General features: G+C 34.9%; 7 protein-coding genes. 5 read left to right on the top strand and 2 right to left on the bottom strand.

What is annotated here, in order from left to right:
* Positions 1-13 precede the first annotated feature (13 nt).
* Both NLJ00_RS07390 and NLJ00_RS07385 read right to left on the bottom strand, forming a co-directional pair.
* Complete coding sequence (locus NLJ00_RS07390) at positions 14-1,642, bottom strand: RagB/SusD family nutrient uptake outer membrane protein (protein ID WP_180857275.1); 1,629 nt, start codon at positions 1,640-1,642, stop codon at positions 14-16.
* 35 nt (positions 1,643-1,677) lie between these two features.
* A complete protein-coding gene (locus NLJ00_RS07385; RefSeq protein WP_256636752.1) occupies positions 1,678-4,653 on the bottom strand; it encodes a SusC/RagA family TonB-linked outer membrane protein in 2,976 nt (991 codons plus the stop codon).
* Between the two features lie 235 nt (positions 4,654-4,888).
* Here NLJ00_RS07385 and NLJ00_RS07380 point away from each other — a divergent pair, with 235 nt between their 5' ends.
* The 5 genes from NLJ00_RS07380 to NLJ00_RS07360 all read left to right on the top strand — a co-directional run bounded on the left by NLJ00_RS07380 (position 4,889) and on the right by NLJ00_RS07360 (position 12,762).
* The gene (locus NLJ00_RS07380) at positions 4,889-5,920 is read left to right on the top strand and encodes a LacI family DNA-binding transcriptional regulator (protein ID WP_053469995.1); all 1,032 of its coding nucleotides are present in this window, start codon (positions 4,889-4,891) and stop codon (positions 5,918-5,920) included.
* A gap of 177 nt (positions 5,921-6,097) precedes the next feature.
* Positions 6,098-7,618, top strand: coding sequence for an MFS transporter (locus tag NLJ00_RS07375; RefSeq protein WP_256636751.1), 1,521 nt, complete (start codon positions 6,098-6,100; stop codon positions 7,616-7,618).
* Positions 7,611-8,270 carry a beta-phosphoglucomutase gene (gene pgmB / locus NLJ00_RS07370; RefSeq protein WP_180857272.1) on the top strand — a complete coding sequence of 220 codons (660 nt, stop codon included), beginning with the start codon at positions 7,611-7,613 and terminating at the stop codon, positions 8,268-8,270. The genes NLJ00_RS07375 and pgmB overlap by 8 nt, the downstream gene beginning before the upstream one ends.
* 45 nt (positions 8,271-8,315) lie before the next feature.
* Positions 8,316-10,619 (top strand): glycoside hydrolase family 65 protein, encoded by a 2,304-nt coding sequence (locus NLJ00_RS07365; protein ID WP_256636750.1) that lies wholly within the window; start codon positions 8,316-8,318, stop codon positions 10,617-10,619.
* Between the two features lie 28 nt (positions 10,620-10,647).
* A complete protein-coding gene (locus NLJ00_RS07360; protein ID WP_256636749.1) occupies positions 10,648-12,762 on the top strand; it encodes a glycoside hydrolase family 97 protein in 2,115 nt (704 codons plus the stop codon).
* The last annotated feature ends 40 nt before the right edge of the window (positions 12,763-12,802 follow it).

The following is a 12,802-nucleotide window of genomic DNA, read 5'->3' as shown; positions in this document are numbered from 1 at the left end:
GTTATAGGTTAGTTTAGTATCCTGGATTTTGTTTTAATGTTGGATTTGCTTGTATATTTCTTGCAGGAATAGGCATTAAATCTCTGTATGATTCAGTTGCGCTTCCATTTATAGAACCACCTTTCCATTGCCAGATTTTTGATCCACCAGTAAATTTCCCAAAACGGATTAAATCAGTTCTTCTGTGGCATTCCCAAAACAACTCTCTTCCTCTTTCATCTAAAATAAAATCAAGGGTTAGTTGAGGTGTTGTTATAGTCTGAGCTCCGGCTCTTGTTCTAATTTGATTGATGTACCCTAAAGCTGTACCCATATTTCCTGTTGATGCACCTCTAAGCGTTGCCTCAGCATACATTAAATAAGCATCTGTTAATCTGAACATTGGGAAATCGATATCTGGAATATCATTTCTTTGTGCTGCAGATCCATCAGAATTAACATTGATGTATTTAGTTACAGCATAACCATCTGTAAAAGTTCCAACATTTTTGATGTCTTTTGATTGTCCATTTGTATAAAATGTACCTCTCTTATCACCAGTTGCAGTTTCATCAGGAAAAAGATTTACAAACTCTCTACGAGTTCTAATTCCCTGCCATCCTCCGTCCATACCTCTGGATGCAGCGTTCATACTTCCTCCAATTGAAGCGTGCATAATAAAACTCATTCCTCCACCAGTAGCTCTAATTGCATTACCATCACCAATAATAGGAAAGATAACTTCACTTTGAGCACCGTTTCTGTTATTGTCTGCAGAAAATAAGTATCCGTAAGGAACATTTGCAAAAGTATAACCTGAACTAGTAATTATTTCATTACATAATGTCGCTGCTTCATCATTTCTTGCAGTACCTGTATATACTTTAGCATTTAAATAAAGCTGAGCTAATAAAAATTTAGCAGCAGTTTTGTCAACTCTTCCATATTCATTTGCTTTTGAAGCAACTAAGCTATTATCCAAGTCTTTTAATTCAGATTCAACAAAAGCAAAAACTTCTGCTCTTGATTTTTGTACCGGATAAAAGAATCCAACAGGATCATTTTCTGTTGTAATTGGCACATTACCGAACAAATCCATTAAATTATAATATGAAAAAGCTCTCAAGAAACGAGCTTCTGCTCTAAAAGCAGCGATTTGCGTTTTTAGATTAGCATCAACTCCTCTTGCAGTTAGTTTTTCATCTGTAGTTTGTCTTAAAAATTCATTAGCAACACTAATGTGATAAAATGCTCTAGAGAAAGTTCCTGCCAAAAATTCATTTGCCGGAGACCAGGTTTGACTATTTAATGTTGGTAAAGTACCATCTGCCCATGCAATAATTGCTTCATCTGTTGTAAATTCCTGAGTTACAAAAAGTAACCTTAAGTAACTACTAAAATCTCCTCCAAGTCCTGCAATATCAGGGCTTTTTGTTGGAACCGCTGCATCTCCATCTCCATCGTTACCTCCTACATATAGTCCTGCATATAATTTTGCAAGTACTTGTTTGTATGATGCCGGATCTTGAAAAAAAGTTTCAGATAAAAATTCATCATCATCCTTTGGCGTCACGTTTAAGTCGTCCGTACACGAAGTAAGCGTCATACTTAATCCTAAAACGAATAGGAAAAAATAACTTATATATTTAAATGATATTTTCATTTTGTTTATTTTTTAAATTTTGATTTCAGTTCCTATTAGAAATTCACATTAACACCAAACAAGTATGTTCTTGCTCTTGGATAAACATTGTTATCAATTCCATTGAATTTTTCCGGATCTAAACCATCATATTTGGTTAGAATAAATACATTCTGTACACCAGCAGTAAATCTTAGAGAAGCCCCTTTAATTATTGTTTTATCAAAAGTATATCCAAGAGTTACATTATCCAGTTTTATAAAAGAGGCATCTTTAACAAAATAATCTGATAAATAACGCTGTGTACCGTTGTCTTCAAATGTAAAACCAGTATTGTAGTAATCTGAACTCACGTTAGATAAATCTGTTTGTCTTCTTAAACCTGCATCAGAATATCCTAAGTTAGAACTTACGTTATCAAAAATACGATTCCCTAAACTCGCTCTCCAGTTCATTGTAAAGTCGAACTTTTTATAGTTTAAAGTAGAAAACAATCCGAAAGTATAATCTGGAGCTGTTTTATGAAATCTGTAACGATCTCCAGTATCTATTTTTCCATCTCCATTTCTATCCACATAAGCACCAGCAATTGGTCGTTTGTTTGCATCATATAATTGTTCGTAAACAAAGAATGAGTTTGGAGCGTATCCAACAGAGTTTATTTGAATTTTATTTCCACTTCCTCCAGCAATATTATCGCCAGCTAAATAGCCTTGAAAACCTGGAACAGTAATTCCTAAATCAGCAATTTTCTGATCGATATAAGTAGCATTAAAAGCAACATTCCAATTCAGATCATCTGTTTTAACAATATCCGACTGAATACTAAACTCAACCCCTTTTGTATCTACACTACCAATATTAAAGAAACCTTGATTTCTAAGATTAGCTCCATCAGGAACTGCGATATCAGCTAATAAATCTGTTGATTTTTTATTAAAATAATTGATAGATCCAGTTATTCTATCATTGAAGAAACCGTAATCAATACCTACGTTTGTCTCTGCCAGCTCTTCCCATTTAATATCTTCATTATAACCTTCTGGTCTTGCTGTTGAATAAACAGTATTTCCAAAAATGTATTGTGTATTAATTGTTCCAAGAGTTACTCTGCGTAAATAATCATACTGCGCAGAAATATCCTGTTGTCCGGTTGTACCGTAACCAACTCTTAATTTTAAAGTTGATACTGTTGCATTATCTTTTAAGAAAGCTTCTTCAGAAAGATTCCATGCAAAAGCAGCTCCTCCAAAATTACCCCATCTGTTATCTTCAGAGAAACGAGAAGTTCCGTCTCTTCTGTAGTTAAGTGTCAATAAATATCTACTGTCATAACCTAAGTTTAAACGACCGAAATAAGATTGTAAATTAACATCTGGATCTGTAGCAACATCCGCATTAGGATTTGGCTGTCTAACTTCTCCTGATGAATATTTCTCTTTTTGGAATAACTGATAGTTATAACCTGCTGTTGCATCAATTTTAAACTTTCCTAAATCTTTAGTATAATTAAAATAAGCATTTAAGTTTTTGTTTTGAAGTGCATCAGTATAGTGATTATAGTTTCCTAAGTTCACATAACCTGGATCAGTGAAAGGTTTTGGCTGATATCCTAAAGCACTTTGAGTACTTACTTCTGTGTAACCGCTACTATCAAATCTATCGATACCAGCTTCAACAACAGCTCTCAAATCTTCGAAGAAATGGAATTTATAATCCAATCTAACATTTCCCCATTTTCTTGTAGAAGTTGCTCTTCTTTCATCTTGATTCAATCTTGCTACAGGGTTTCTTGCTGGCAATAAAGGCAAGTTTCCAGTAGGCTCTAACCATTCGAAATATCCTCCATAACGAGATCCTGCCTGATATACTGGCTGCGTTGGATCAAATCCGATAGCACTTCCAATTACTGCTCCTTCGTCCTGAAATTGATTTTTTCCAAAAGATAAGTTTCCGCTAATATCAATTTTTAAATGATTGTCAAATAAAACTGGATTTAACGATAACGATGTCGTAGTTCTTTCAAAAGAAGTGTTTCTTAGGATTCCAGGATTATCAACATTTCCAACAGATAATCTTACAGGCAATTTATTAAATAAAGCACCACTTACAGAGATATTGTTGTTTGTTGTTAAAGCTGTATGAAAGATTTCATCTTGCCAGTTTGTGTTTGCGTTACCTAATAAAGCTTGTTGAGCAGGAGTACCTTTTGTATTAACCAATTCACGGAATTGATCTGCACTCATCACGTCAACAGTATTAGCAACAGTATTGATACCAACCTGAGAGCTAAAGTTTACTTTAACACCACCTTTTGTTCCTTTTTTAGTTGTAATAACAATTACACCATTTGCAGCACGAGATCCATAGATCGCAGCAGCAGAAGCATCTTTTAAAACTGTAAATGACTCAATATCATTAGGATCAATTGTAGATAAAATACTAGTAGCTCCACTTGGTACTGCATTACTTAAAGGCAATCCGTCTAAAACGATCAAAGGCTCATTTGATGCATTTAAAGAAGATCCTCCACGAATTCTGATATCTGCTTTTGCACCTGGCGCGCCTCCTCCTGTTACATTAACGCCCGAAATACGTCCGCTGATTAAACTTTCTGGAGTTACGTTAATACCTTTGTTAAATTCTTTAGCAGAAATTTGAGATACTGATCCTGTTGCGTCTTTTTTCTTAACAGTTCCGTAACCTACTTGTACTACAACTTCTTTAAGTTGATTTGTATCTTCTTCTAAAGAAACGTTTAGAGTTTTTTGTCCGGCATACTCAATCGTTTGCGTTTTGTACCCAATAAAAGAAACTACAATTTTGTTTCCGCTTTTAACATTTGACAGCTGGTAATTACCATCAAATCCTGTTGATGCACCGCTTGGAGCACCTTGTACATTTACATTTACTCCTGGTATTGGCTGACCTGTTGCTTTATCGACAACAGTCCCGCTTAAAGTGTTTTGAGCTAACACTGTAAACGGCAACAATAGGAATAAAAATAACAACTTTTTGTAAATTGTTTTCATACTTTTTGTTTAAATTAGTTTGAGTTTGTGATTGTTAGTTAAGTTTTTAATTTTACTTCGAATTTCAAAATTAGGAATTTATTAACACGGTCGACGAGAGGCATTTTTAATTGGTTTACGAAAACGTGGTAGTGTTGAAAACTTTCTATTTTTTGTAATCTTTTAAGTCAAAAATTGCCAATTATAAAAATTTCAGATACCTTTATTATTAATTAGATTTTTTTCAATTCACGCCATGAAACGCAAAATAACCTTAAAACAGATTGCAAAGGAACTCGATGTCTCTATTTCAACTGTCTCAAAATCACTCAGAAACAGCCTTGAAATTGGAGAAGAAACGCGCTTAAAAGTGCAGGCTTTTGCAAAGTTTTACAACTACAAGCCCAACAATATTGCCCTTAGTTTAAAAAATCGAAAAACCAAAAGTATTGGTATTATCATTCCGGAAATTGTACATTATTTTTTCTCTACCGTTATCAACGGAATTGAGCAGGTTGCGAACGAAAATGGATACAGCGTTGTGATTTGTTTATCTGATGATTCTTTTGATAAAGAAGTCCTGAATATGGAAATGTTAGCCAACGGAAGTATCGACGGTTTTATCATGTCTCTTTCTAAAGAAACCCAATTTAAAGGTGATTTTCACCACATTACAGAAGTTATCAATCAAGGAATGCCGGTTGTAATGTTCGACCGCGTGACCAACGATATTTTATGCGATAAGGTTATTATTGATGATAAAGCTGCCGCTTATGAAGCCGTTCAGAGTTTGATTGACAATGGGCGAAAAAAGATAGCTTTAGTAACTACAGTCGATTATGTAAGTGTCGGAAAATTGAGAACAGATGGTTACGAAAAAGCACTTTTAGACAACGGAATTCCCTTCAATGAAGATTTAATTATTAAAATTGAGGACGTAGATACCTGCGAAATTACAATCAGTCAGCTTTTGCATGATCGTGCTTTCGATGCTGTTTTTGCTGTAAATGAGCTTTTTGCAGTAACAATTATCAAAACAGCTTCAAAAATGGGATTAAAAGTTCCAGAAGATTTAGCCGTAATTGCTTTTACTGACGGAATTATCTCAAAATACTCCACTCCAAGTATCACAACCGTAAGTCAAAGTGGAGAAAAAATGGGAAATAAAGCGGCTAAAATGCTTATTGAAAGACTCGAAGCTGAGCATGATGATGACGAAGAAGAAAACGAAAACTACACAACAGAAGTTATAGAAACACATTTAATAAAAAGAGAATCTACTGACTAAAATTCTTAAAATCAATACTTTCTAAAGCCATAAAAAATATTTATGGCTTTTTTGTTAGCATATATCTAAAAATAATTTATACTTTTACGGCCGTCAAAGCTTTTACTTTTACTTCGAAAAAACAGTAAGTTTTGATAAGCAAAGCGCTTATCGTATAATTTTTCACAAATTACGATAATGGAAAAGCGTAAATTAAGTTTCTGGGAAATTTGGAACATGAGTTTCGGTTTCTTAGGAATACAGTTTGGTTTTGCACTGCAAAACGCAAATACTTCAAGAATTTTTGAAACCCTTGGTGCTAAAATAGATGAAATCCCAATTTTGTGGATTGCTGCGCCTGTTTCTGGTTTAATTATTCAGCCCGTTATTGGTTATTTCAGTGACAGAACCTGGACTCGTTTAGGCCGACGTCGCCCTTATTTTTTAATTGGAGCTATTTTGTCTTCAATCGCATTATTCGTTATGCCAAACTCTCCTACTTTGTGGATTGCGGCAGGAACTCTATGGATCATGGATGCTTCGATAAACGTTTCAATGGAACCTTTCCGTGCTTTTGTTGGCGATAATTTACCAGACCATCAGCGTGCATTAGGTTTTGTAATGCAGAGTTTCTTTATTGGTACCGGAGCCGTTGTTGGTTCAGTTTTGCCTTATCTTTTCACAAATGTCTTTGATGTAAGCAACGTTGCTCCAAAAGGAATTATTCCGGATGCCGTAAAATGGTCTTTCTATATTGGCGGAATTGTTTTCCTTCTTTCTGTTTTATGGACTGTTTTTAAAACAACCGAATATACTCCAGAGGAACTTCATGCATTTGAAGCGAACAGCAAAAAAGATTTAGATAAAGATGCTCTAAATTCAGAAGCAGAAACGGGTGTTACGATTAAAAAACAATTGTTTTTAGGATTAATATTTGCCGCTATTGGAGGATTAGTTTCATTTCTAATTTTCGAAAACAGCCTTGCAAAAGAACTATATATTTTATTCATCGGACTAATTTTCATGGGCGTTTTATTTGTAATTGCATCACAATTACGAACTAAAAAAGTTCAAAATGGATTTACCATAATCATGACCGATTTATTGAATATGCCAAGAACAATGCAAAAATTAGCTTGGGTTCAGTTTTTCTCTTGGTTTGCGCTTTTCTCCATGTGGATTTATACAACTCAAGCCGTTACCCAGCATATTTTTGGTACAACAGATACCACTTCAAAAGTATACAATGATGCTGCCGACTGGGTTTCTGTTTTATTTACGGTTTATAACGGAGTCGCTGCGGCCGTAGCTTTCTTATTACCAGTTATTGCAAAAAAAGTAGGCGTTAGAGCAACACATTTATTAGCATTATGCGCTGGAGGTGTTGGTTTAATTTCGATTTATTTTATTGGTGATAAACAAATGCTAATCCTGCCAATGTTAGGAATTGGTATTGCATGGGCAAGTATTTTATCAATGCCTTATGCTATGCTTTCTGGAGCTTTGCCTGCTGCAAAAATGGGTTATTACATGGGAGTTTTCAACTTTTTTGTCGTAATACCACAAATTGTAGCCGCTACAATCTTAGGATTTGTAATTAAACAATTCTTTCACAATGAACCTATTTATGCCTTAATAATTGGAGGTGTATCGATGATATTTGCCGGATTACTTACACTTAGAGTAAATAGCAGAACTAAAATTGAAATTCATGAATAATAAAAAAGCATTCATCTTCGATCTTGACGGAGTGATCGTTGATACCGCTAAATACCACTTTTTAGCCTGGCAGAAAATTGCACAATCTCTAAATATAAATTTTACGCATGAAGACAACGAACTTTTAAAAGGCGTGAGCCGAGTTCGTTCGTTGGATATTATACTTGGATTAGGAAATGTTCAGGCTTCTCAGGAAGACAAAGACAAATGGTTAATTCAAAAAAATGAAGATTACTTATCTTATTTAGTTGACATGGATGAAAACGAGATTCTTCCTGGTGTTTTTAAAACGCTGCAACTATTAAAAGATAAAAACCAAGGAATTGCATTAGGTTCAGCCAGTAAAAATGCAAGACCAATTTTAGAAAAAACAGGGATCATCTCTTACTTCGATGTTATTGTTGACGGAAATGACGTTACCAATGCAAAACCAGATCCGGAAGTTTTCTTAAAAGCGGCTCAATTATTAAATATTGATCCAAAAAATTCAATTGTATTTGAAGATTCTGTTGCCGGAATTCAGGCAGCAAATATTGCAGAAATGGTAAGTGTGGGAATTGGTGAGGAAACAATTTTGCATGAGGCTGATTTCATTTTTAAAGATTTCACTGTAATAGATGAAAACTTTATCGAATCATTAATCACAAAGTAAAATCAATCATAAATCAATCAATCACGAAAAACACTTTAAAAACAAATGAACCAAGATTATATAAAACCAGACAATTGGTCAATTATAGAAGAAGGATTTGATGCCGAGAGAGTAAAATCGTCTGAAAGTCTTTTTAGTATCGGGAACGGTGCTATGGGACAACGCGCCAATTTTGAAGAAACATATTCAGCAGAAACTTTTCAGGGAAGTTATATTGCTGGAATTTATTATCCGGACAAAACAAAAGTAGGCTGGTGGAAAAACGGATATCCGAAATATTTTGCCAAAGTTTTAAATGCTCCAAACTGGATAGGAATTGACATTGAAATCAACGAAGAAAATCTTGATTTAAATAATTGTACCGAAGTTAGAAACTTCCGCAGAGAATTGAATATGAAAGAAGGATGGTACAATCGTTCTTTTGAAGCAGTTCTAAAAAACGGAACTGAAATCGCCGTTAACGTTCGTCGTTTTCTTTCCTTAGATTTAGATGAAGCCGGAATCATTAAATACGATATTACACCTTTAAATAAAGATGCAAAAATCGTTTACAAACCTTACGTTGACGCTGGCGTAACCAATGAAGATGCCAACTGGGAAGAAAAATTCTGGGAACCGCTTGAAGTTAAAAAAGGCACAAACGAAGCTTTTGTAACCGCTCAAACGTTTAAGACGCATTTTAAAGTTACGACTTTCATGCACAATACGATTTTGGCAAATGGTGAAGATATTCATGTTTCTCCTTCAACAATCGATTCAACAACAGATAAAGTTCAGTACACTTACGGAACTATTATCGCAAAAGGACAAACCTCATCAATCCAAAAAATTGGTGGATATACGGTTTCTTTAAACCACGAAAATACTTTGGCTGCAGCCGAAAAAGTAATTAAATCGGCAGTAAATTCAGGATACGATGTTTTGCTTCAAAATCAAATTGAAGCTTGGGCAAAAATCTGGGAAATGTCAGATATTACAATTGAAGGTGATGTAAAAGCACAGCAGGGAATCCGTTTCAACATCTTCCAATTAAATCAAACTTATTCAGGAAAAGACAGCCGCTTAAACATTGGCCCAAAAGGTTTCACCGGAGAAAAATACGGCGGATCAACGTATTGGGATACTGAGGCTTATTGTATTCCGTTTTACATGGCAACAAAAGATCAGCAAGTTGCTAGGAATTTATTGACATACCGTTACAATCAATTAGATAAAGCGATTGAAAATGCTAAAGATAATTTAGGTTTCAAAAACGGCGCAGCGTTGTATCCAATGGTTACCATGAACGGTGAAGAATGCCACAACGAATGGGAAATCACACACGAAGAAATCCACAGAAATGGTGCGATTGCTTTTGCGATTTACAACTATTACCGTTATACCGGAGATTACTCTTATATTCCAGAAAAAGGCTTAGAAGTTTTAATTGGCATTGCACGTTTCTGGCACCAAAGAGCATCTTTCTCAAAAGAGAAAAATCAATATGTAATTCTTGGAGTTACCGGACCAAACGAATACGAAAACAACATCAACAATAATTTTTATACCAATTATATTGCAAAATGGTGTATTGATTTTGCTGCAGATCAAATCAATAAAGTAGCTTTAGAATATCCGGCAGATCACAAACGTGTTTTAGAAAAAGTAAACCTTACTTCGAATGAAATTCACGAATGGAAAAAAGTAGCCAATGATATGTATTTTCCAACTTCAAAAGAATTAGGAATTTATCTGCAGCAAGACGGTTTCTTAGACAAAGATTTAGTTCCGGTAAAAGATTTAGACCGTTCACAGCGTCCGATAAACCAAAAATGGTCTTGGGATCGCGTTTTACGTTCGCCATACATCAAACAAGCCGACGTTTTACAATGTTTTTATTTCTTCGAAGATCATTTTTCAAGAGAAGAATTGAAGCGTAATTTCGAATTTTATGAATCATTTACTGTTCATGAAAGTTCACTTTCGCCTTGCGTACACTCAATTCAGGCTGCTGTTTTAGACAAAATGGATATGGCTTATACTTTCTATTTAAGAACTTCTCGTCTGGATTTGGACGATTATAATAAAGAAGTGGAAGAAGGCTGTCACATCACGTCAATGGCCGGAACCTGGATGAGTATTGTAGAAGGTTTTGGCGGAATGAGAGTGAAAAATGGTCAATTGCATTTCTCTCCAAAAATTCCAAAAGAATGGAAAGGTTACTCTTTTAAAATTAATTTTAGAAACCAAATTTTAAAAGTAGCTGTAAATCATAACGAAACAACATTTACGGTAGACGGCGATCAAGATTTAACAATTGTAGTTAACGGAAATCCTGTGATTGCAAGTAAATTTGCACAAATAAATTAAATTACAATACACTTAAAAACTAAAAAACATGAAAAACTTATTTTTCGCAAGTTTAATTTTGTTTGCGTTTAGCACCGTTGCAAAAGCGCAGCAATTAAAATCACCCGAAGGCAAGTTCGTAATGGAATTTTCTCTTCAAAACGACGGAACTCCAACGTACAATTTAAAATACAAAAACAAAGAAGTTGTAAAAACCAGTAAATTAGGTCTAGAACTTAAAGATGACAAAAAATCTTTACTAAATGACTTTACAGTTGTTGATACCAAAACTTCAACTTTTGATGAGACCTGGAAACCGGTTTGGGGAGAAGTAGATAACATCAGAAATCATTATAATGAACTGGCTGTCACTTTAAACCAAAAAGGAACAGACAGACAAATCGTAATTCGTTTTCGTTTATTCGAAGACGGACTTGGGTTTAGATATGAATTTCCGGCACAAAAGAATCTTACTTATTTTGTAATTAAAGAAGAAAGATCACAATTTGCAATGACTGGAGATCATACTGCTTTCTGGATTCCGGGAGATTATGATACGCAGGAATACGATTATACAAAATCGAAATTATCTGAAATTAGAGGCCTTTCTGAAAAAGCATATACAGCAAACGTTTCTCAGAAATCTTTTTCACCAACAGGAGTTCAAACTTCTTTGATGTTAAAAACTAATGACGGAATCTACATCAATTTACACGAAGCAGCTTTGATCAACTATTCTTGTATGCACTTGAATTTAGATGATAAAAACATGGTTTTCGAATCTTGGTTAACGCCAGATGCAAAAGGAGATAAAGGTTATATGCAGGCGCCAAGTCACTCGCCTTGGAGAACGATTATGGTAAGTGATAACGCTACAGAAATCTTGTCTTCAAAAATGACTTTAAACTTAAACGATCCATCAAAAATTGATGATACTTCTTGGATTAAACCAGTAAAATACGTTGGTGTTTGGTGGGAAATGATTACAGGAAAAAGCTCTTGGTCATATACAAACGATTTTCCAACAGTTCAATTGGGAGTTTCTGATTTCTCAAAAGCAAAACCAAGCGGAACGCACGGCGCAAACAATGCTAACGTAAAAAAATACATTGATTTTGCTGCTGCAAATGGTTTCGACGCTGTTTTAGTTGAAGGTTGGAACGAAGGCTGGGAAGACTGGTTTGGACATTCAAAAGATTATGTTTTTGATTTTGTAACGCCTTATCCTGATTTTGATGTAAAAGGTTTGCACGAATACGCAAAATCTAAAGGAATCAAAATTATCATGCACCATGAAACTTCAGGTTCAGTTCGTAACTACGAGCGTCATATGGACAAAGCATATCAATTCATGAAAGACAACGGATATGATGCTGTAAAAAGCGGATATGTTGGAGATATTTTACCTCGCGGTGAAAATCACTACGATCAATGGATTGTAAACCATTATCAATATGCAATTGAAAAAGCTGCAGATTATAAAATTATGGTGAACGCTCACGAAGCAGTTCGTCCAACAGGAATTTGCAGAACATATCCTAACTTAATTGGAAACGAAGCAGCAAGAGGAACAGAATACCAAGCTTTTGGAGGTTCTAAACCAAATCACGTAACGGTTTTACCATTTACACGTTTAATCGGTGGACCAATGGATTACACGCCGGGAATCTTCGAAATGGATATCAGCAAAATGAATCCTGATAATAAATCGCATGTAAATAGTACATTGGCGAACCAATTAGCTTTATACGTAACTATGTACAGTCCGTTACAAATGGCGGCAGATACACCGGAAAACTACAACCGTTTTCCAGATGCATTCCAGTTCATTAAAGATGTGGCTGTAGATTGGTCAGAAAGTAAATATATTGAAGCTGAGCCGGGAGATTTTATTACTGTTGCACGTAAAGCAAAAGGAACAAACAACTGGTTTATTGGAAACGTAAACGGAGAAACTCCGCGTACATCAAACATCGATTTCAGTTTCCTTGAAAAAGGAAAAAAATACACAGCAACCATTTATGCTGATGCAAAAGATGCGCATTACAAAACTAATCCGCAGGCTTATACAATTAAGAAAATTGCCGTAACAAGCAAATCAAAATTATCGCAGTTATCTGCTCCAGGCGGAGGATATGCAATAAGCGTTATTGAAACCAAATAACACCCTAAAAAGACAAGTAATTCTCCCCAAAATTGCTTGT

It is taken from the genome of Flavobacterium panici, from assembly GCF_024499525.1.
In the GTDB taxonomy this organism is placed as follows: Bacteria; Bacteroidota; Bacteroidia; order Flavobacteriales; family Flavobacteriaceae; genus Flavobacterium; species Flavobacterium panici.
The sequence above is the reverse complement of the archived record's forward strand: the minus strand, read 5'-3'. Positions and strand labels throughout refer to the sequence as shown.

What these genes read in the sequence shown, in the direction of transcription:
- NLJ00_RS07390 (WP_180857275.1), bottom strand. Translation starts at nt 1,642, where the DNA reads ATGAAAATATCATTTAAATATATAAGTTATTTTTTCCTATTCGTTTTA.
- NLJ00_RS07385 (WP_256636752.1), bottom strand. Translation starts at nt 4,653, where the DNA reads ATGAAAACAATTTACAAAAAGTTGTTATTTTTATTCCTATTGTTGCCG.
- NLJ00_RS07365 (WP_256636750.1), top strand. Translation starts at nt 8,316, where the DNA reads ATGAACCAAGATTATATAAAACCAGACAATTGGTCAATTATAGAAGAA.
- NLJ00_RS07375 (WP_256636751.1), top strand. Translation starts at nt 6,098, where the DNA reads ATGGAAAAGCGTAAATTAAGTTTCTGGGAAATTTGGAACATGAGTTTC.
- NLJ00_RS07380 (WP_053469995.1), top strand. Translation starts at nt 4,889, where the DNA reads ATGAAACGCAAAATAACCTTAAAACAGATTGCAAAGGAACTCGATGTC.
- pgmB (WP_180857272.1), top strand. Translation starts at nt 7,611, where the DNA reads ATGAATAATAAAAAAGCATTCATCTTCGATCTTGACGGAGTGATCGTT.
- NLJ00_RS07360 (WP_256636749.1), top strand. Translation starts at nt 10,648, where the DNA reads ATGAAAAACTTATTTTTCGCAAGTTTAATTTTGTTTGCGTTTAGCACC.